This window comes from Nocardioides sp. Soil805 (genome assembly GCF_001429625.1).
In the GTDB taxonomy this organism is placed as follows: domain Bacteria; phylum Actinomycetota; class Actinomycetes; order Propionibacteriales; family Nocardioidaceae; genus Nocardioides.
Window position 1 is genome coordinate 170,238 of record NZ_LMSU01000002.1, and the last position, 18,886, is coordinate 189,123.

Consider the following 18,886-nt stretch of genomic DNA (forward strand, 5'->3'; position numbering starts at 1 on the left):
CCCCGTCGAGCGGCGCATGGAGCCCGCGGGGCCGGGGTACTCGACGTCATGCTCCCCCTCAGCAACGGCATCCCCGTTCCCGTCCGCGTGTCCGTCGCGGACGACAGCGAGCTGGTCGTCCGCGGACTGCAGGCGATGCTGGCCGATCGCCTCGACGAGGTGGTGCTGGTGGCCGGTGGGTCGCCCGGATCCGGCGAGCCGGCCGGCGACCTCGTCCTGTACGACCCGGCGTACGTCCTGCGCCGCAGCGTGCGGTCGAGCAGCCCGAGCGCCCCCGTCGCCCCGGGCCGGGCCCGGGTCGTCGCCTACAGCTGGGACTGCTCGCGCAGCGCCGTCTCCACCGAGCTGGCGCGAGGGGCGGCGGGCTACCTCAGCAAGCGGCTGCCCGTCGATCGGCTCGTCGGCGCCCTCGTGCGCATCGGCTCGGGGCGGGTGGTCGTGGACGTCGGTGGCCACGCCAGCGCCGGGGACGACCCCGCTCCCGAGCCCTGGCCCCTGACGCCGAGGGAGACCGTCGTGCTCGGCCTCATCACCAGGGGACGCTCCAACCAGGACATCGCGGACGAGACGCAGCTGAGCATCAACTCGATCAAGTCCTACATCCGCGCCTGCTACGCCAAGATCGGGGTGACCTCCCGCTCTCAGGCGGTGCTGTGGGGGGTGCGGCACGGACTCCTCGTGCATCCCGTCGACGAGCGCGTCGACGCGGTCGGAGGCCCCCTGGAACCGTCTCGCCACGTCGGCTGAGCCCGGTCAGGCGGCCGGTGCGTGCCCGGCCAGCGCGGCCCGCAGCTCCTCGAGGATGCGGGTGAGGGTGCGGGAGACCTGCGACTGGGTGACGCCCACGACGGCGGCGATCTCCGCCTGGGTGCGGTCCTCGAAGAAGCGCATGGTGAGGATGTCGCGGTCTCGCGGGCACAGTGCCCGGACGAGGGGGCCGAGGACGAGACGGGCCTCGAGCGCCCCTCGTTCGCCGTCCTCGGCGGCCAGCAGGTCGGCCAGGGACGCGGTCCCGTCCTGGACCGGGGCGTCGAGCGAGGAGGGCCGGAAGCACCCGTCCGCCGCCATCGCCTCGCGGACCACGGGCTCCGGCTCGTCGAGGTGGGCCGCGAGCTGGGCCGGGGTGGGCTGCTGCCCGAGCTGCAGCGTGAGCTCGGGCTCCGCCGCGGTGATCCGGACCTGGAGCTCCTGCACCCGCCGGGGCGGTCGGACCATCCAGCACGCGTCGCGGAAGTGACGGCGTACCTCGCCGCGGATGGTGGGGACGGCGTAGGCGACGAAGTCGTGGCCCGCGTCCGGGTCGAACCGCCCGGCCGCCTTGACGAGACCGAGGTAGGCGACCTGCTCGAGGTCCTCGCGGCTCACCCCCCGGTTGCGGTAGCGGGCGGCGATCGAGCGGGCGACGCCGAGGTGGGACTCGATCAGCCGGTCGGTCGACCCGCGGCCGCCACGGGGACGGGGGACCGGTGTGATGGGGACGAGCGGGCTGGGGACAAGGGAGACAGGGACCACGATCGACGCCTCGTTCCGGGAGGAAGGGCACTCGCCGTGGTCTCCAGCAAGCAGTCCCCCGGGACGCTAGTCACGTGGGCGTGGGGGCGTCAACCGTCGGCGGGACCTCCGAGCGGGCGTCTTCACCCCGGGGGAGGTACGCCGTCCGGCGGCGCGCGTCCGGACCTCAGGAGGTCGCGCCCCGGCGGCCCTGGTTGGTGCGGTCGACCACCTCGCGGGCCACCTCGCGCAGCTTGACGTTGCTGGTGGAGGACGCGCGGACGAGGAAGCCGAAGGCGCGGTCCTCGTCGATGCCGTAGCGCTCCATGAGCACGCCGATGGCCTGGCCGATGAGCTTGCGGGTCTGCAGCGCCTCGTGCAGCTGCTCCTCGCGACGGGCCCGGCCGAGGGCGAGGGCCGCGTGGGCGGCGAAGAGCTCGGCGGCCTCGGGGGCGTCGCGGTGGATGGTGGTCGCCTCGGTGGCGTACATGTTGAGCGCCCCGATCGTGCTGTCCTCGTGGTAGAGCCGCACCGCCATCTGCGCCCGCAGCCCGGCCGCCGCCGCGCGCGGGGCGAAGCGCGGCCACCTCTGGTCGTTGCGGATGTCGTCGACCACGACCACCGGCTCGTCGAGCATCGCGCTCACGCACGGCCCCTCGCCCAGCTCGTACTGGAGGCCGTCGAGGTCCCAGACGAGCTGGCCCGTCGCCGCGCGGGTCTCGATCTCGCCGCCCCGATGGATGACGCTGATCCCGACCTGGTCGATGTCGGGCACCGAGACCGCCGCGGCCGCCGCGATGGCGGCCAGGGTGTCCTCGACCGAGGACGAGCCGTCGATCATGCGGGCAGCCTCGGCCAGGGCGACGGCCAGGCTCGTTCGGGTGCTGTCCACCAGGGCTCCTCGGGACAGGTGGGCTCTCGACATTACCCCTCTCCGCGCCGGTGCGACGGGTCAGGCGTAGCGGGCGGCGGCGGTGGCCGCCCGGGCGCCGTACCCGCCGCCGAACATGCACGCGTGCACGAGCAGCGGGAACACCTGGTGCAGTGCCAGCCGGTCCTCCCAGCCGTCGGCCAGCGGCGCGACCTCGTCGTAGGCCTGCACGACGCGCTGGAGGTGCGGGAGGCCGAAGAGGTGCAGCATCGCGAGGTCGACCTCGCGATGCCCGGCGTACGCCGCGGGGTCGATGACGTGGACCGCGTCGGCGCTCCACAGGCAGTTGCCGTTCCACAGGTCGCCGTGCAGGCGCGCCGGCGGCTCCTCGGGGACGAGGCCGGGCAGCCGGCCGACGACGGACTCGACCGTGCGGGCGTCCTCGGGGGTGATGGCGCCGCGGTCGCGGGCCAGCTTGAGGTAGGGCAGCACGCGTCGTACGGCGTAGAACTCCGCCCAGCTGGGGGCGGTGCGGTTGGGCATCGGCAGGCGGCCGATGAAGCCGTCCCGCTCCGCGCCGTACGCCGCTCCGCCGGCGGCGTGCGTGGCGGCCAGGGCGTGGCCGAAGGCGATCGCGGACTCGAGGCCCTGCTTGGCGGACGGCTCGACCCAGGTCAGGATCAGGCACTCGGCGTCGACGGCGAGCACGGGCGGGACGGGGACGCCGTCCTCGACCTCCGCCAGCCAGCGCAGCCCGGCCGCCTCGGTCTCGAAGAAGCCCGGAGGAGCGTGGGGCAGCGTCTTCATCAGGGCGGTCGTGCCGTTGGACAGCCGCAGGCGGGTCGCGGTGGAGATGTCGCCGCCGGCCACGGGCGCCGTCGCCACCACCGCGGCGCCGAGGAGCTCCTCGGCGCGGCGGGCGACCAGTGGCTGGCGGGTCATCGCGCGCCGGTGCCCGTCCGGTCCCGGCGCTGCAGGGCGTCCACGATCGCGGCGCTCGTGCGTTCGACCATGGCCAGCACCTCCCCGAATCCGTCGTCACCACCGTAGTACGGGTCCGGTACCTCGCCGCCCCGGTCGACCGGGTCGAAGTCGCGGAACAGTGCGACCCGCTCGTGCGCGCCGACGTCGGCGAGGTTGGACCGGTCCATGACCAGCACCAGGTCGTGGCGCTCCAGCCACCCGTCGTCGTACTGCCGGGCGCGGTGGCCGGAGGGGTCGTAGCCCTCGCCGATCAGGGCGGTGGCGGCGCGGGCGTCCATCGGCCGCCCGACGTGCCAGCCTCCGGTGCCGGCGCTGCTGACCTCGACCTTCGCGGCCAGGCCGGCGCGGTCGAGGTGGTCGGCCAGCACCACGTGGGCCATCGGGGAGCGACAGATGTTGCCGAGGCACACGAGCGCGATCCGGTAGGGCCCCTCGGTGTGCTGGTCGGGCAGCCGGTCCATCACTCGTCGCTCACCACCGCGTCGATGGCCCACGTCGACAGGGTGATGACGACCGAGCCGAGGAGCGCGGTCCAGAACCCGTCGACGGTGAAGCCGAGGTCGAACGCGTCGGCGAGCCGCGCGGTGAGCATCAGCATCAGGGCGTTGATGACCAGCAGCAGCAGGCCGAGGGTCAGCAGGATGAAGGGCAGCGAGAGCAGGGTGATGAACGGCTTGATGAACGTGGTCACCAGGCCGAGGATCAGCGCGACGCCGAGGAGCGGGAGGACCTTGTCCTGCCAGTCGGTGCCGTCGAACGAGATGCCGTCGAGGAGCCACGCCGCGACGGCGACCCCTCCCGCGGTGGTCAGCAGCCAGATCACGAACCTCATGCCCGCCAGCGTAGGGGCGAGGTGGCAGCGCTGCTCAGCCCTCGGCGGGAGCCCAGTTGCCGTGGAAGCCCGCCGGCACGCGGGCGGGCAGGTGCACGGCCGCGACGTCCTCGAGCGAGGCGGCGTCGAGGACGCGCAGGTGCGAGCGGCCCTCGGCCGCGTCGAAGACGTAGCCGAGCAGGACGCCGTCGCCCTCGGTCGTGCTGCCGGGCGTGGGGACGAAGCAGAACTCGCTGGCCTCGAGGCCAGTGCCCAGGCGGCGTACGTCGGTGCGCCCGGCGTCCAGGTCGTGGCGCAGCACGGTGTCGCCGGCGCGCCCGCCGTCGAACCCGACGGCCCAGCCGTAGCGGTGGCGCCGGCCCGTGTGCCGCTCGTCGTGGCGCGGGAACTCCTGGGAGCGCTGGTCGAAGCCCGACTGCCGTGCCCGGCCGGTGGCCAGGTCCAGGGTGTAGCGGGCCAGGGTCGCCGGACCCTCGTCCGGGCCGTCCAGCACGGTGGCGAACATCCGCGGGTGCCGCACCACGTCGACGACGACGGTGTCCCCGTCGTCGTACGCGTTGAGGGTGTGGAAGACGAAGCACGGGTCGATCTCGAACCAGCGGATCGCGTCGCCCTCCGCGTCGCGCGGCAGGACGCCGATGCGGGCGGGGTAGTCGGGGTTCCACCGGTAGGGCAGCGCGGGGGAGCCGTCGGACCCGCCCGACCCGCGGGCGACCCGGGCGATCATCGGCTCGGGGACCGGGTTGCGTCCCACGACCCGTCCCAGCACGCCCCGGACCAGCGGGCGCACGAGGCGCGGGACGTCCGCGGTGGCGGCCGCGAGGTCGAAGGTGACGGGCAGGTCGAGGACGACGACGTGGCGCTCGGTGAGGGCGAAGTCGTGCATCATCGGGCTGCCGTGGACGGTGATGTCGACGCTGCGCCGGATCCGCCCCGAGGTGTCGAGCACCGAGTAGTCGACGCGGTTGCCGCGCATCCAGCTGTAGGAGATCGCGTGCAGCTCGCCGGTGTCCGGGTCCTCGTGCGGGTGGGCGGTGTAGCCGGGGTGGCCGGGCAGGCTGGGCAGCGTCCCGTCGAAGTCGCACGGCCCGACGGTGTCGAGCTCGTGGGTCAGCTCGTACGGCGACGCGCCGCCCTCCACGAGCGCCAGGGTCCGGCCCGCGTGCTCCAGGACGTTGGTGTTGGCGGCGAAGTCCGAGCCCCCGGGCGTGCCGCGGACCGGCTCGCCGAGCGTGGCGGCGACGTCGGCGGAGCGCACCCACCGGTTGCGGTACCACTGGGCCTGCCCGTCGCGGAGGTGCACGCCGTGCACCATCCCCTCGCCGAGGAACCAGTGGAAGTGCTCGCCCTGCTCGTGGATCGGGTTGGGGCCGATGCGCAGGTAGCGGCCGTCGAGGTGGTCGGGCAGCGTCCCGGTGACGGTCAGGTCGACGGCGGTGACCTCCTCGGTGACGGGCGCGAAGTTGTCCCGGAGGTAGCGGCTGGTGGTCGGCGGGGTGTGCGTGAGGGTCATGGCGGTCTCGGCTCGGGAAAGGTGGATAACACTGTTATAGATCGACCATAACGGCGTTATGGCAGGATGTCGAGGGTGAGCGGCCCACCTTCTACGGACTCTTCCTCGGCCTCGGGCGACCCGCGCCGGCGGCTCATCGAGGAGGCCGCCCGGATCCTGGGGGAGGAGGGGCCCTCCTCGCTGTCCGCGCGCCGGCTCGCCGGTGCCGCCGGGACCTCGACGATGGCGGTCTACACCCACTTCGGGTCCATGACGGGCGTGGTCGAGGCCGTCGCCACGGAGGGCTTCCGCCGGCTCATCGACCACGTGGACGCGGTGGGTCGCACGGAGGACCCGCTCGCCGACCTGCGGCGGATGGCCGGGGCCTACCGCGACAACGCCCTGGAGAACCGCCACCTCTTCGGCGTGATGTTCGGCGCGATCAGCCTCGGCGGCTTCCACGGCCGCGGTGCCGACCCGGAGGTGGCGGCGGCGGCCTTCGAGCAGATCGTGGCCGGCGTCGCCCGGGCCATGGACGCCGGCGTGCTCCTGCCCGGCGACCCGCGCGCCGTCGCCGCGCAGTTCTGGAGCGCCCTGCACGGCTACGTCATGCTCGAGCTCGCCGGCATGGACCGGGTGGTCGACGACTCCGAGCGCACCGTCCTGTGGCCGATGCTCGCGCACCTGCTGGCCGCCCTCGCCCCCTCGCCTCGCTAGCCTCCTGCCGTGACGATCGGCGGGACGGGCGTGATGCTCCTGGGCTGCCTCGTCGCGCTGGCGGTCTTCGTCGGCCTCGCGCGGCTGCTGCGCGGACGGCTCGGCCCGGTGACGGCGGTGGCGATCGCCGGGTTCTGCTGGACGGTCGTGTGCATCGGCATCCTGACGCTCATCCCGGCCGAGTGGGGCATCGGCGTCGTACCGGCCGACGAGGCCCAGACCACCTGCTCGCTCGACTACGGCGGCCCGGCGCCCGACGGCTTCTGGATCCTCCCCGGCAGCCAGCGGCTGCTCAACATCGCCGTCTTCGTCCCGGCCGGGGCGCTGTGGGTGCTGGCCGTCGCCCGCTGGCGCACCCGGTGGGTGCTCGGCCCGCTCGGCATCGCCGCCCTGGGGCTCTACTCGCTGCTCATCGAGACGGCACAGCTCGCGGCGGCCCGGATCGGTCGCGCCTGCGACGTCACCGACATGGTGGACAACATCGCCGGGGCCGTCCTCGGGGGGCTGCTCGGCATCGTGCTCGCCCTCGTGCTGCAGCCGTGGAGGTACGGGCGGCCCCCGGTCCCGGGCCGGCGCTAACCTGCTCGCCATGTCCACGCCGTCCGTCCCGTCGTCCAGCTCGCCCACGTCCCCCTCGGCCCGTCGCAACGTCGCGGCGATCCCGACGTACGTGCCCGGCAAGCCGCCCACGCCCCGCGAGGGCCTCACGACGTACAAGCTGTCGTCGAACGAGAACCCCTACCCGCCGCTGCCCGGCGTCGTCGAGGCCGCGACCCGCGCCGCCGAGGCGATGAACCGCTACCCGGACATGGGCAACAGCGCGCTGTACGACGCCCTGGCGGCGCGGTTGGGCGTCCCGACGTCCGACCTGGCCGCGGCCACCGGGAGCGTGGCGCTGATCTACCAGCTCCTCAACGCCTTCTGCGATCCCGGCGACGAGGTCGTCTACGCCTGGCGCTCCTTCGAGGCCTACCCGATCGCGGCCACCGTCGCCGACGCGACCAGCGTGCGGGTCCCGGTGCTGGCCGACGGTCGCCACGACCTGGACGCGATGGCCGAGGCGGTCACCGAGCGCACCAAGGTCGTCATCGTCTGCACGCCCAACAACCCGACCGGGCCGGCCGTCTCGCAGTCCGACCTCGACGCGTTCCTCGCCCGAGTGCCGTCCCACGTGGTGGTCGTGGTCGACGAGGCCTACCTCGAGTTCGTGCGGATGGACGACGCGGTCGACGGCGTCGCGACGTACCGCGCCCACCCCAACGTCATCGTGACCCGTACGTTCTCCAAGGCCTACGGGCTGGCGGGCTTCCGGGTCGGCTACGCGATCGCCCAGGCGCCGCTCGCCGGTGCGCTGCGGGCGGTGTCGCTGCCCTTCGGTGTCTCGTCGGTCGCGCAGGCCGCGGCGATCGCCTCGCTGGAGGCCGAGCCCGAGCTGCTCGAGCGGGTCGACGCCCTCGTCGCCGAGCGCGCCCGCGTGGTGGCCGGGATCCGCGACGCCGGCTGGGAGATCCCGGACGCGCAGGGCAACTTCGTGTGGTTCGGCCTCGGGGAGCGGACCGGGGACTTCGCGGCCGCGGCCGACGAGTTCGGCATCGTCGTGCGTCCCTTCGCCGGCGAGGGTGCGCGGGTCACGATCGGGGAGACCGAGGCCAACGACCGGCTGCTCGAGCTGGCGCGGACCTTCCCGCGGTGACCTGTCGCTCCGGACCGGTCGCCCGGACTGTGTCGGCGAGTCGGTGACCGTGTGACGGTTGCAACGGTCACACGGTGACAGAGTCCCCGCCCGGGCGGGGACTCTCCCGCGGCATCCGGTCCATCGCCCGGAACGACGGCACCCGCGTCGGCGCCATCGTCGTGAGGAAGTACGCCGCCCCGGCGAGGAGCAGGGCGGGCAAGAGGCCGAGGGCCGTGACGGCCACGCCGCCGAGCAGCCCGCCGAGGGGCATCAGCGACCAGCAGATCGCGGTGTTGAGCGAGGAGACCCGGCCCATCAGCGGGTCCGGGATCCGCTCCAGGATGACGGCGCCGAGGATCGGGTTGAGGAAGCCCGCCGCCGCGCCGGCCACGATGGTGACCGCGAAGACCGCCCACAGCGGCGACTCGACCGCCATCACCACGAAGCGTGGCGCGCCCGCGATGAGGAACGCCACGACGTACGTCCGGTAGCGCGGCAGCGTCTCGCCCCACCGCGCGGCGGCCAGCGCGCCGAGCACCGAGGCCCCGCTGAAGACCGCGAACAGCGCGCCCAGCACCTCGACCCCGGCGCCGGACTCCTTCGCCCACACCGGCGCGAGCACCGTGACGTAGGCCTGGTCCACCAGGTTGGTCACCGCCACCATCGCGCACACCGCGACCAGGACCGGCTCGGTGCGAAGGAAGTCCCAGCCCTCCCGGAGCTCGGTGAGGTACGACGTCGCGGCGGCGTCGCCGGTCGTCCCGTCCTCCGCGGACGGCGGCACCGGACGACCCATCCCGGTGGTGGCCAGCGCGAAGACGGCGAAGGAGATCACGAAGGACGCGGCGTCGACGTACAGGGCGTTGGCCGCGCCCACCGCGGCGACCAGCAGGCCGGCCAGGGCCGCGCCGGTCATCGACGACGTGCGCTCGACGGCGCTCGCCAGACCGGTGACCCGCTCGAGGGGGACGTTGGCGACCCGCGCGATCTCGGGGGTCATCGCCGCCTTGCCGGCGTCGCCCGGGCCGCGCAGCGCGCCCGCCAGCGCGACGAGCACCAGCAGCAGCGGGAAGGTCAGCATCCCGAGGTGGTGCAGGAACGGGATGGCCCCCACCACGACGGCCGAGGCGAGGTCACAGGTGAGGGTCACGCGGCGCGGGCCCAGCCGGTCGAGCAGCGGCCCGCCGAGCGCCTTGAAGATCACGAGCGGCGCGATCTCGGCGGCCGCGACCAGCCCGGTCTGGGTGGCCGACCCGGTGGTGGACAGCACGAACCACGGGATCGCGATCATCGAGACCCGGGTCCCGACGAAGGAGATGCCCTCGGCCGTGAGGCCTCCGACGAGCGGGGCGCGACGGGGCGCGACGGCAGTCGGGGTGCTCATGACTCGGGCCCCAGGGCTCCGGGGCGGGGGAAGGCGTTGAGGTTGACGCTGAACGGGGCGGCGGTGTCGTCGTCACTGTCACGGGCCTCCTCGATCACCCGCACGAGCGCCTGGACGAGGTCGTCGGCCTGGCTCGGCGTGAGGCGGACCTCCCAGTCGCTGAGGGTCCCGACCGAGCGCCACTCCTCGGGGAGGAACCGCAGCTCGGCGACCGCCGAGCGCAACCGGTCGCCGTACAGCAGGGCGACGTTCGTCAGGTAGGCCTCGACGTCCTCGTCGCTCGTGCCCTCCCCGCGGAAGTCGGTGCGGGTGGCGTCGTGCGCGGCCCGCCACCACCGGTCGCGGCCGGTACCGCGCTCGGGGTCGTCCTCGATGAAGCCGTGCTGGGCGAGCTGGCGCAGGTGGTACGACGTGGCGCCGGTGTTGAGGCCGAGGCGCTGGGCCAGCGTCGTGGCGGTCGCCGGCCCCTCGGTGCGCAGCACGCCCAGTATCCGCAGCCGGACCGGGTGGCTCAGGGCGCGCAGTCCGGCGATGTCGGGGGAGACGGAGGAGGCCATGAGGTGATGCTAGAACCGCCAACAGTCATTTGCAAACACTTCTTTGCGGTCGGTTCGCGCGGTCCGGGTCATGTAACGCGCCGTTACCCACGGATGACCGCCCATCGATGGGGGGTGGGGCGAGGCGGACGGCGCGTTACAGGGGGCGCGGCCGGTCGCCGGCACCGTGACAAGATGGTTGAGACGGCAACGATCGGGAGGTACACGTGGGCGACACCGGCAGCACGACGTACACCTCGAAGGGCAAGCCCTTCGAGCGGGACATGGACTACATCAGCGACCGGATCCTGGCCGGGGAGCGCTCGGCGGATCCCGACGACCGCGGTCCGCAGGACGTCCAGGTCTGGCCGGTGGAGCCGGGTCGCTACCGCCTCGTCGCAGCCAAGGCCTGCCCGTGGGCCAACCGCGCCATCATCGTGCGCAACCTCCTCGGCCTCGAGGACGTGATCTCGTGGGGTGCTCCCGGCCCGACCCACGACCAGCGCAGCTGGACCTTCGACCTCGACCCCGACGGGCGTGACCCGGTGCTCGACATGACGCACCTGCAGGAGGCCTACTTCAACCGGGTGCCCGACTACCCGAAGGGCATCACCGTCCCCGCGATGGTCGACGTCGCGTCGCGCGCCGTGGTCACCAACGACTTCCCGCAGATCACGCACGACCTCTTCTTCGAGTGGCGCGAGCACCACCGCCCCGACGCCCCCGACCTGTGGCCGGCCGACCTCCGCGAGGAGATGGAGGTCGTGATGAAGCGGGTCTTCACCGAGGTCAACAACGGCGTCTACCGGTGCGGCTTCGCGGGCTCGCAGGAGGCGTACGACGACGCGTACGACCGCCTCTGGATCGCGATGGACTGGCTCGAGGAGCGGTTGACCGACCGTCGCTACCTGATGGGCGACGCGATCACCGAGGCCGACGTGCGGCTGTTCACCACGCTGGGCCGCTTCGACGCGGTCTACCACGGCCACTTCAAGTGCAACCGGGTCAAGCTCGCCGAGATGCCGGCGCTGTGGGGCTACGCGCGCGACCTGTTCCAGACGCCGGGCTTCGGCGAGACGATCGACTTCGAGCAGATCAAGCAGCACTACTACGTCGTGCACACCGACGTGAACCCCACCGGCATCGTGCCGAAGGGTCCGGACCCGGACGTCTGGCTGGAGCCGCACGGGCGCGGCTGACGCCGAGAGGGTGCCGAGCGGGCACTTTGTGGCGCGTGGAGGGTGCCGAGCGGGCACTTCCTGACCGCTGGATCGTGCCGAGCGGGCACTTCCTGACCGCAAGACCGAAGTGTCAGGAAGTGCCCGCTCGGCGGTGCTGGGGTGTCAGGAAGTGCCCGGTCGGCCTAGGGGGTCGCGGTGGTCGTCGGGTCCGTCGGGGACGGGTCCGTCGGGGACGGGTCGGTCGGGGACGGGCTCGTGGGGGACGGGCTGGTCGGTGACGGGTCCGTGGGGGACGGCTCGGTCGGGCTCGGCGACGGACTCAGCGACGGCTCCTCGGTCGGCGGAGGCGGCGGAGGCGGCGGTGGCGGCGGCGGGGGCGGAGGGACCAGCCCCTGGACGAACGCCGAGATCGACGGTCCGTCCTTCGTCCACCGCAACCGGACGGCGTACAGGGCCCGCTTGCCGACGTCCTCGTAGTCCTGGTGGCCCTGGTAGGACTGGTAGCAGGGCAGGTTGGTGCCCTTGCAGACCCAGCCGTGGAAGAACATCCGGTTGGCCGCGGTGCCGGACTCCGGCACGTAGTCCGCGCCGCCCGGCCCGCACACGCCGGTGTTGCGGCGGTTGAGCAGCGCGTGGCCGCGGGTGCCCTGCCAGCCGCGCGTCAGCGAGTGCGAGCGGCGCCAGATGGTGCGGTAGCGGCAGTCGCCGTAGTCGCCGCGCGAGGTGATCAGGTAGTGCCAGTCGCCGTGCTTCACCATCACCGGGTTCTCCAGCACGCCGCTGTCGCGGATGAGCTCGCGGCTGCGACCGAACGTCGCGGTGCCGGCGGCATTGAGCCGGATGAGCCGGATCGTCGAGGGGGTGCCCTGGGTGCGGTACATCAGGAAGCGGCGGCCGTCCGGCGCGACGTACGACGACGGGTCGATGACCCCGCGTCGCGGCAGCCCGACCCTCCCCGCGACCGGGTCGAACGCCGGGATGGTGGTCGCGTAGTCGGGGCACACCAGCGGCTTGTTGCCCAGCACGGTGAAGGTCGACGACAGGTCGGGGGCGGTGGCGACCCCGATGCAGCGGTCCTGGTCGTGGGGCAGGCCGGCCGACGGCATCGTGAAGTACGTGACGAAGCCGTTGGGGGTCTGCTCGACCTCGGGCCCCCAGACCCCGGCGTACTTCGCCCACGTCGGGCGGCCGTTGAGCACGTCACCGCCTCGGCCCCACTCGCCCCAGTCCTGCTGCGCACGGGCGGCACGCCCCCGGAAGCCGGTGGCGGCGCCGTACCAGTGCTCGCCGTCGCGCACCACGCTCGGGTCGCCGAAGTCGCGGTCCCAGATGAGCGGGCGCGGGGCGATCGCCGCGCGGCCGGACCGACCCGGGTGCCCATCGGTGGATCCGTCCGGGGTCGCCGTCGACGATCCGGGTACGGCGAGCAGTGCGGGCAGCACGAGCAGCGCGGCGAGCGCGCCGGTCCAGCGGGTCAGTGCCATGTGGAAGGTCCCCCTTGAAGGCACACCCTTGATACCCCGAGGCCCCGGGGGCGGTGCAAGTGCCCACGCCACAGTCGGCCAGCAAGTCCCGCTCAGCGCCAGCGCGAGACGACCGGCACGCCGCCCGGCCACGTCAGCTCCGCGGCGTACATCGGGCGCTGCGAGCCCAGCCGCGGACGCCGCTTCACGAGGTCGACCCCCGACGGGCAGAGCCGCCGCTCGCACGTCCAGGCGTGCAGGAAGAGCCGCAGCCGCGACCCCCTCGGTACGCCGCTCACGTCGGCGCCGCCCGGACCGCACAAGCCGGTCGTCCCCCGGTCGAGGAGCACGCCGGACTCGGCCGCCGACCAGTCCAGCAGCAAGGCCGACCGGCGCCAGACCGTGCGGTAGGAGCAGCGGCCGAAGTCGCCCTGCGACAGCAGCATCACGTAGCCCTCGGGCCGGCGCACGAGCACCGGGTTCTCCAGCACCCCGTCGTGGCGGAACAGCTCGACCGACGCACCCGCCACCCGGATCCCGGACCGGGACAGCGGCACGAGGCGGATCGACGAGGGGATGCGGTCGGTCTTGTAGAGCAGGTAGGGGCGCCCGTCCTCGACGTACAGCGACGGGTCGATCACCCCGGCGCGCGGCAGCGAGCGGTCGGGCTGCGGCACGGTGTCGGCGGCCGTCGGCGCCTTCGCGTACGACGGGCAGACCAGCGGGCGGCCGCCCACCGGCACGAAGCCCCCCAGCGCGTTGCGGGAACGCGCGACCCCGATGCACCGCCCGTACTCACCGATCCCGCGCACCGGGGCGGCGAAGTAGAGCAGCCACCAGCCGTCGACCCGGGCGACGTCGGAGGCCCAGACGTCGCCGTCGGCGTGCGACCACGAGGGGAGCCGGACGAGTCCCCGGCCGGCGGCTCGCCAGGCCCCGCGCGGCCGGTCCGAGACCGCCCGGGGGACGAGGCTGCCGGTCGAGAATCCGACGTACCCCGAGCCGAGGACCGCCACCGCCGGGTCGGCGAAGTCGCCCGTCAGGACGGGTCGCGGCCGACCGGGGTCGGCGGCGGAGGCGGTGGCGGCCAGGCCTGCGGCGGACGTCAGGGCCAGCACCAGGGCGAGCAGGACGGCCGAGGGTCGGAGCACCGGGAGATCCAAGCACGGCCCCGCGACAGGGGCCGATTGGCGCGCGCGCTGGCTCGCTCGATACCGTGCGGGCACCATGTGGTCGGGGTCACACACGCCCGCGGCCGCACCGAGCCGTCGGCGATCCCGGTGACCCCGAGACGCTGCTAGCCGCACGAAGGAGTGCCATGAGCGACCCCGGAGGATTTGGCCCCGACCTGGTGGAGGTCTTCGGACCCAGCCAGCAGGACGGCGGACCCGAGCTCGTCCAGCTGCTGACCCCGGAGGGTGAGCGCGTCCACCACGACGAGTTCGACCACGACTTCTCCGCCGAGGAGCTGCGCGGCTTCCACCGCGACATGGTCCTGACGCGGCGCATCGACACCGAGGCCACCGCGCTGCAGCGCCACGGCGAGCTCGGCATCTGGGCCCAGCTGCTCGGCCAGGAGGCCGCGCAGATCGGCGCCGGCCGTGCCCTGCGCCCGCAGGACTACGTCTTCCCGACCTACCGCGAGCACGGCGTCGCCTACTGCCGCGGCATCGACCCGCTCGACCTGCTCGGTCTCTTCCGCGGCGTCGACCAGGGCGCGTGGGACCCGAAGGACAACAACTTCGGCCTCTACACGATCGTCATCGGCGCCCAGGTGCTGCACGCCACCGGCTACGCCATGGGCATGCAGCGCGACGGTGTCGTCGGCACCGGCGACCCCGACCGCGACGCGGCGGTCATCGCGCACTTCGGCGACGGCGCGTCCTCGCAGGGCGACGTCAACGAGGGCTTCATCTTCGCGGCGTCCTACAACGCGCCGGTCGTGTTCTTCTGCCAGAACAACCAGTGGGCCATCTCGGAGCCGATCGAGCGCCAGACCCGCATCCCGCTCTACCAGCGCGCCCTCGGCTTCGGCTTCCCCGGCGTCCGCGTCGACGGCAACGACGTCCTCGCGACGTACGCCGTCACGCAGGCCGCGCTGCAGCGCGCCCGCGACGGCCAGGGCCCGACGCTCGTCGAGGCGTACACCTACCGGATGGGTGCGCACACCACCACCGACGACCCGACCCGCTACCGGATGAGCGACGACCTCGAGCACTGGAAGCTCAAGGACCCGATCGCCCGCCTCGAGGTCTACATGCGTCGCAACGGCCTCGTCGACGACCAGTACTTCGCGGACCTCAAGGCCGAGGCCGACGAGCTCGGCCACCACCTGCGCGAGGGCTGCAAGGCGCTGCCCGACCCGCAGCCGATGAGCGTCTTCGACCACGTCTACACCGAGATGACCGACGAGCTCGCCGCCCAGCGCGACGGCTACGCGGCGTACCTCGCGAGCTTTGAAGGGGCGGGCCACTGATGAGCACGCAGAAGGTTTCGACAGGCTCAACCCAGCGGATCACCCTCGCCAAGGGCCTCAACATGGGCCTGCGCAAGGCGATGGAGGACGACCCCAAGGTCCTGATCATGGGCGAGGACGTCGGCAAGCTCGGCGGCGTCTTCCGGATCACCGACGGCCTGCAGAAGGACTTCGGCGAGGACCGGGTCATCGACTCCCCGCTGGCCGAGTCCGGCATCGTCGGCACCGCGGTCGGCATGGCGCTGCGCGGCTACCGTCCCGTGGTCGAGATCCAGTTCGACGGCTTCGTCTACCCGGCGTACGACCAGATCGTGTGCCAGGTCGCCAAGATGACCTTCCGGTCGCAGGGCAAGTCCAAGATGCCGATGGTCATCCGGATCCCGTTCGGCGGCGGCATCGGCGCGGTCGAGCACCACTCGGAGTCGCCGGAGGCGCAGTTCGCGCACACGCCCGGGCTCAAGGTCGTGGCCTGCTCCAACCCGATCGACGGCTACTGGATGATCCAGCAGGCCATCGCGTGCGACGACCCGGTGATCTTCCTCGAGCCCAAGCGGCAGTACCACGCCGACAAGGCCGAGCTCGACGAGTCGGCCACGCCCGACCCGCTGTTCACCTCGCGCACCGTCCGCGCCGGCTCCGACGCGACGCTGCTGGCCTACGGCCCGACGGTCAAGACGGCGCTCAAGGCCGCCGAGGCCGCCGCGTCCGAGGGCAAGAACCTCGAGGTCATCGACCTGCGCACCCTCTCGCCGCTCGACATGGCGCCGGTCTTCGAGTCCGTACGCCGCACCGGTCGCGCCGTCGTCGTCCACGAGGCGCACGTCAACCTCGGCCTGGGCGCCGAGCTGTCGGCCCGGATCACCGAGGAGTGCTTCTACTCCCTCGAGGCCCCGGTGCTGCGCGTCGGCGGCTTCGACACCCCCTACCCGCCGTCGCGGATCGAGGAGGAGTGGCTCCCCGACCTCGACCGGGTCCTCGACGCCGTCGACCGGAGCATGGAGTTCTGATGAGCGAGTTCAAGCTGCCCGACGTGGGCGAGGGCCTCACCGAGGCCGAGATCGTGTCGTGGAAGGTCAAGGCCGGCGACTCGGTCGAGATCAACGACATCATCGTGGAGATCGAGACCGCCAAGTCGATCGTCGAGCTGCCGTCGCCGTATGCCGGCACGGTGCTCGCGCTGATGGTCGACGAGGGCCAGATGGTCGACGTCGGTACGCCGATCATCTCCATCGGCTCGGCCTCCGACGCGGCTCCGGCCGCGCCGGTGACGCCCGCCTCCACCGCTGCCCAGACGGAGTCGGACCCCTACCTCGGGATGGCCCAGAAGGCCGCCGCGGTGGACCTCTCCGACATGGACCTCTCCAACCCGGCCGCGTCCGGCGGTGGCGAGGGCGAGTCGCTGGTCGGCCGCAACAAGGCCGAGCGCGGCCCCCAGCGCCGGGCCCGCAAGGGATCGGCCACGCCGTCCACCGCGGCCGGTGCCCAGACCCAGATGCAGCTCCAGGGCGCCTTCGCCCCGGGCGGTGCGCAGACCGACGAGGTCGCCGCGGTCGACGAGCCGGCCGTGCCCGCCACGTCGGCGGCACCGGCCCGGCCGTCCGACCCGGCACCCGCGCTGGTCCCGCCCTCCGTGCAGACGCCGCGGGGCGACGTCCGTGCGCTGGCCAAGCCGCCGGTGCGCAAGCTGGCCAAGGACCTCGGCGTCGACCTGACGCTGCTCACCGGTGCCGGCCCGGGCGGCGTGATCACCCGCGCCGACGTCGAGGCCGCGGCCTCCGGCAGCGGGACCGACAACGGCTGGGCGCCCGCGGCGGAGCCGGCGACCACGCGGCGTACCGGCGAGGGGCCGCGGGAGACCCGCGAGCCGATCAAGGGCGTGCGCAAGATGATGGCCCAGGCGATGAGCCAGTCGGCCTTCACCAGCCCGCACGTCACCGAGTGGATCACCGTCGACGTCACCGCCACCATGCAGCTCGTCGAGCGGCTCAAGGCGCGGCGCGAGCTGCGCGAGGTCCGCGTGAGCCCGCTGCTGGTGCTCTCCCGCGCGGTGCTGCTGGCGATCAAGCGGACCCCGGAGATCAACTCCTACTGGGACGACGCCGCGCAGGAGGTCGTGCACAAGCACTACGTCAACCTCGGCATCGCCGCGGCCACCCCGCGCGGGCTGGTCGTGCCCAACGTCAAGGACGCCGACTCGATGTCGATGGTCGAGCTGGCCGGTGCGCTCGGCGAGCTCACCGCCACGGCGCGCGACGGCAAGACGCAGCCCGCCGAGATGGCGGGCGGGACGTTCACGATCACCAACGTGGGCGTCTTCGGCGTCGACGCCGGTACCCCGATCATCAACCCGGGCGAGTCCGCGATCCTGTGCTTCGGCGCGATCAACAAGCGGCCGTGGGTCTCCGAGGAGGGCGAGATCGTGGTGCGCGACGTGACCACGCTGGCGCTGTCCTTCGACCACCGCCACATCGACGGGGAGAAGGGCTCGCGGTTCCTCGCCGACGTCGCCGGGATCCTCGCCGACCCGGGGAGCGCGCTGCTCTTCTGACGAGAGCGCACTTCCTGACAGCACCAGAGTGCCGAGAGGGCACTTCCTGACAGCACCAGAGCACCGACCGGGCACTTCCTGACAGCACCAGAGCGCCGACCGGGCACTTCCATGCATGTACGCCGCGTGGAAGCGCCCGGTCGTCGTGTTCCAGGTGTCACGAAGTGCCCGGTCGGCGTGTCCTTGCGGTCGGGAAGTGCCCGGTCGGTGGGTTCCAGGTGTCAGGAAGTGCCCGGTCGGCGTGAGCGGGAGGACCAGGCGGCGAGCACCTCGGCCTCGCGCTCCGCGGAGATCCCGTGCACGACGGCACCCAGGCTGTCGCGGGCGGTGTCCCCGACCGGCCGCAGGCGCAGCCCGGCCGAGACCGCGGGGCCCGGGTCGTGCGACATCATGCCGTCGTACTCCGGCCGCGGCAGCCACAGCGGCACCGACCCGTCGCCCGCCCAGGGCTCCACCCCCTGGCGCTCCAGGAACTCCGACGGCACCCACGTCAGCAGCGGCGACAGGGACCCGACGCCGGCCGCGACCTCGCCGAGCAGGTCCCCGATCGCCGTCGGGGTGCCGACGGCGTCGTAGTCCCCGGTCGTCCGGGCCTCGCAGGCGTCGAGCAGCCACTCCGCCAGGTCGCGTACGTCGATCACCTGCACGACGTCGTCGGGGGTTCCGGGCGCGAGCACCTCGCCGCCGCGGGACAGCCGGGTCGGCCAGTAGGCGAAGCGGCCGCTCTCGTCACCCGGGCCGGCGATGAGCCCCGGCCGCACCACCATCGAGGACGCGGTGCCCGAGCGGACCAGGGACTCGCAGGCCACCTTCATCGTGCCGTACGCCTCCGGGTCGGTGGCCAGGTCGACGTCGTCGGTGACCGGCTCGACCAGGGGCTCCATGGCCGGCGACGAGTTGTCGGCGTACACGTTGATGGTCGAGACGAAGACCCAGTGCGCGTCGGGGACCGCCTCGACGGCGCGGCGCACGTGCGAGGGCAGCCGGGCGACGTCGACGACGGCGTCCCAGTCGCCGTCGGTCAGCGCGGCGGGCGCCTCCTCGGTCCGGTCCCACTGCACGTGCGTGGTCCCGGGGGGCACCGGACCCGACGTGCCCCGGCAGGCGCACGTCACGTCCAAGCCACGGGCCACCGCGCGGGCCGCGACCTCGCGGGAGAGGAACCGGGTACCGCCGAGCACGAGGAGTCGCATGCCCCCACCCCATCGGCCGGGCGCGCATCCGGCAAGGGCCGTT

General features: G+C 73.2%; 19 protein-coding genes. 8 read left to right on the forward strand and 11 right to left on the reverse strand.

The window, feature by feature from the left end:
• Positions 1–48 precede the first annotated feature (48 nt).
• Positions 49–747 carry a helix-turn-helix transcriptional regulator gene (locus ASG94_RS11320; RefSeq protein WP_056926577.1) on the forward strand — a complete coding sequence of 233 codons (699 nt, stop codon included), beginning with the start codon at positions 49–51 and terminating at the stop codon, positions 745–747.
• Between the two features lie 6 nt (positions 748–753).
• On the opposite strand, the gene ASG94_RS11325 is transcribed toward ASG94_RS11320, so the two are convergent.
• From ASG94_RS11325 to ASG94_RS11350, 6 genes are all read right to left on the reverse strand, one after another.
• Positions 754–1,512, reverse strand: coding sequence for a sigma-70 family RNA polymerase sigma factor (locus ASG94_RS11325; RefSeq protein WP_056926578.1), 759 nt, complete (start codon positions 1,510–1,512; stop codon positions 754–756).
• A 166-nt stretch (positions 1,513–1,678) separates the two neighbouring features.
• Positions 1,679–2,383 (reverse strand): ANTAR domain-containing protein, encoded by a 705-nt coding sequence (locus ASG94_RS11330; protein WP_162260807.1) that lies wholly within the window; start codon positions 2,381–2,383, stop codon positions 1,679–1,681.
• Between the two features lie 60 nt (positions 2,384–2,443).
• Positions 2,444–3,304: a fructosamine kinase family protein gene (locus tag ASG94_RS11335; protein WP_056926580.1), complete on the reverse strand. Its 861-nt coding sequence runs from the start codon at positions 3,302–3,304 to the stop codon at positions 2,444–2,446.
• Positions 3,301–3,807 (reverse strand): low molecular weight protein-tyrosine-phosphatase, encoded by a 507-nt coding sequence (locus tag ASG94_RS11340; protein ID WP_056926581.1) that lies wholly within the window; start codon positions 3,805–3,807, stop codon positions 3,301–3,303. The genes ASG94_RS11335 and ASG94_RS11340 overlap by 4 nt, the downstream gene beginning before the upstream one ends.
• On the reverse strand, positions 3,807–4,178 hold the full coding sequence (locus tag ASG94_RS11345) for a phage holin family protein (RefSeq protein ID WP_056926582.1): 372 nt from the start codon (positions 4,176–4,178) through the stop codon (positions 3,807–3,809). Before ASG94_RS11345 ends, ASG94_RS11340 begins: the two co-directional genes overlap by 1 nt.
• Before the next feature lie 34 nt (positions 4,179–4,212).
• The gene (locus ASG94_RS11350; protein ID WP_056926583.1) at positions 4,213–5,691 is read right to left on the reverse strand and encodes a carotenoid oxygenase family protein; all 1,479 of its coding nucleotides are present in this window, start codon (positions 5,689–5,691) and stop codon (positions 4,213–4,215) included.
• A gap of 75 nt (positions 5,692–5,766) precedes the next feature.
• Between ASG94_RS11350 and ASG94_RS11355 the strand changes: the two genes are divergently transcribed.
• The 3 genes from ASG94_RS11355 to hisC are packed head-to-tail and all read left to right on the forward strand — an operon-like array spanning position 5,767 to position 8,080.
• Positions 5,767–6,387 carry a TetR/AcrR family transcriptional regulator gene (locus ASG94_RS11355; RefSeq protein WP_056926584.1) on the forward strand — a complete coding sequence of 207 codons (621 nt, stop codon included), beginning with the start codon at positions 5,767–5,769 and terminating at the stop codon, positions 6,385–6,387.
• 9 nt (positions 6,388–6,396) lie between these two features.
• Positions 6,397–6,966, forward strand: coding sequence for a VanZ family protein (locus ASG94_RS11360; protein WP_156411557.1), 570 nt, complete (start codon positions 6,397–6,399; stop codon positions 6,964–6,966).
• 10 nt (positions 6,967–6,976) lie between these two features.
• Positions 6,977–8,080 (forward strand): histidinol-phosphate transaminase, encoded by a 1,104-nt coding sequence (hisC, locus tag ASG94_RS11365; RefSeq protein ID WP_056926586.1) that lies wholly within the window; start codon positions 6,977–6,979, stop codon positions 8,078–8,080.
• 67 nt (positions 8,081–8,147) lie between these two features.
• Here the strand turns inward: hisC and ASG94_RS11370 are convergent, their stop codons facing one another.
• Positions 8,148–9,446, reverse strand: coding sequence for an MFS transporter (locus tag ASG94_RS11370; protein WP_056926587.1), 1,299 nt, complete (start codon positions 9,444–9,446; stop codon positions 8,148–8,150).
• The gene (locus ASG94_RS11375) at positions 9,443–10,003 is read right to left on the reverse strand and encodes an ArsR/SmtB family transcription factor (RefSeq protein WP_056926588.1); all 561 of its coding nucleotides are present in this window, start codon (positions 10,001–10,003) and stop codon (positions 9,443–9,445) included. The genes ASG94_RS11370 and ASG94_RS11375 overlap by 4 nt, the downstream gene beginning before the upstream one ends.
• Positions 10,004–10,266: 263 nt before the next feature.
• Here ASG94_RS11375 and ASG94_RS11380 point away from each other — a divergent pair, with 263 nt between their 5' ends.
• Positions 10,267–11,181, forward strand: a complete 915-nt coding sequence (locus ASG94_RS11380) for a glutathione S-transferase C-terminal domain-containing protein (RefSeq protein ID WP_082624209.1) — start codon at positions 10,267–10,269, stop codon at positions 11,179–11,181.
• A 164-nt stretch (positions 11,182–11,345) separates the two neighbouring features.
• Here ASG94_RS11380 and ASG94_RS11385 read toward each other — a convergent pair whose 3' ends face one another.
• A complete protein-coding gene (locus ASG94_RS11385) occupies positions 11,346–12,647 on the reverse strand; it encodes a family 43 glycosylhydrolase (protein WP_056926590.1) in 1,302 nt (433 codons plus the stop codon).
• Between the two features lie 92 nt (positions 12,648–12,739).
• On the reverse strand, positions 12,740–13,777 hold the full coding sequence (locus ASG94_RS11390; protein ID WP_056926591.1) for a family 43 glycosylhydrolase: 1,038 nt from the start codon (positions 13,775–13,777) through the stop codon (positions 12,740–12,742).
• Positions 13,778–13,944: 167 nt separating this feature from the next.
• Here ASG94_RS11390 and pdhA point away from each other — a divergent pair, with 167 nt between their 5' ends.
• The 3 genes from pdhA to ASG94_RS11405 are packed head-to-tail and all read left to right on the forward strand — an operon-like array spanning position 13,945 to position 17,650.
• On the forward strand, positions 13,945–15,102 hold the full coding sequence (gene pdhA, locus ASG94_RS11395) for a pyruvate dehydrogenase (acetyl-transferring) E1 component subunit alpha (RefSeq protein WP_056926592.1): 1,158 nt from the start codon (positions 13,945–13,947) through the stop codon (positions 15,100–15,102).
• The gene (locus ASG94_RS11400; RefSeq protein WP_056926593.1) at positions 15,102–16,109 is read left to right on the forward strand and encodes an alpha-ketoacid dehydrogenase subunit beta; all 1,008 of its coding nucleotides are present in this window, start codon (positions 15,102–15,104) and stop codon (positions 16,107–16,109) included. Before pdhA ends, ASG94_RS11400 begins: the two co-directional genes overlap by 1 nt.
• Entirely contained in the window at positions 16,109–17,650 is a 1,542-nt protein-coding gene (locus ASG94_RS11405; RefSeq protein WP_056926594.1) for a dihydrolipoamide acetyltransferase family protein, read from the forward strand. Before ASG94_RS11400 ends, ASG94_RS11405 begins: the two co-directional genes overlap by 1 nt.
• 221 nt (positions 17,651–17,871) lie before the next feature.
• Here the strand turns inward: ASG94_RS11405 and ASG94_RS11410 are convergent, their stop codons facing one another.
• Positions 17,872–18,843: an NAD-dependent epimerase/dehydratase family protein gene (locus ASG94_RS11410; RefSeq protein WP_056926595.1), complete on the reverse strand. Its 972-nt coding sequence runs from the start codon at positions 18,841–18,843 to the stop codon at positions 17,872–17,874.
• Positions 18,844–18,886 lie beyond the last annotated feature (43 nt).

Excerpts from the sequence above, each read along its gene's own strand:
- ASG94_RS11400 (WP_056926593.1), top strand. The coding sequence starts at position 15,102 with ATGAGCACGCAGAAGGTTTCGACAGGCTCAACCCAGCGGATCACCCTC.
- ASG94_RS11335 (WP_056926580.1), bottom strand. The coding sequence starts at position 3,304 with ATGACCCGCCAGCCACTGGTCGCCCGCCGCGCCGAGGAGCTCCTCGGC.
- ASG94_RS11375 (WP_056926588.1), bottom strand. The coding sequence starts at position 10,003 with ATGGCCTCCTCCGTCTCCCCCGACATCGCCGGACTGCGCGCCCTGAGC.
- ASG94_RS11410 (WP_056926595.1), bottom strand. The coding sequence starts at position 18,843 with ATGCGACTCCTCGTGCTCGGCGGTACCCGGTTCCTCTCCCGCGAGGTC.
- hisC (WP_056926586.1), top strand. The coding sequence starts at position 6,977 with ATGTCCACGCCGTCCGTCCCGTCGTCCAGCTCGCCCACGTCCCCCTCG.
- ASG94_RS11380 (WP_082624209.1), top strand. The coding sequence starts at position 10,267 with ATGGACTACATCAGCGACCGGATCCTGGCCGGGGAGCGCTCGGCGGAT.
- pdhA (WP_056926592.1), top strand. The coding sequence starts at position 13,945 with ATGAGCGACCCCGGAGGATTTGGCCCCGACCTGGTGGAGGTCTTCGGA.
- ASG94_RS11405 (WP_056926594.1), top strand. The coding sequence starts at position 16,109 with ATGAGCGAGTTCAAGCTGCCCGACGTGGGCGAGGGCCTCACCGAGGCC.
- ASG94_RS11350 (WP_056926583.1), bottom strand. The coding sequence starts at position 5,691 with ATGACCCTCACGCACACCCCGCCGACCACCAGCCGCTACCTCCGGGAC.
- ASG94_RS11385 (WP_056926590.1), bottom strand. The coding sequence starts at position 12,647 with ATGGCACTGACCCGCTGGACCGGCGCGCTCGCCGCGCTGCTCGTGCTG.
- ASG94_RS11320 (WP_056926577.1), top strand. The coding sequence starts at position 49 with ATGCTCCCCCTCAGCAACGGCATCCCCGTTCCCGTCCGCGTGTCCGTC.
- ASG94_RS11340 (WP_056926581.1), bottom strand. The coding sequence starts at position 3,807 with ATGGACCGGCTGCCCGACCAGCACACCGAGGGGCCCTACCGGATCGCG.
- ASG94_RS11345 (WP_056926582.1), bottom strand. The coding sequence starts at position 4,178 with ATGAGGTTCGTGATCTGGCTGCTGACCACCGCGGGAGGGGTCGCCGTC.
- ASG94_RS11370 (WP_056926587.1), bottom strand. The coding sequence starts at position 9,446 with ATGAGCACCCCGACTGCCGTCGCGCCCCGTCGCGCCCCGCTCGTCGGA.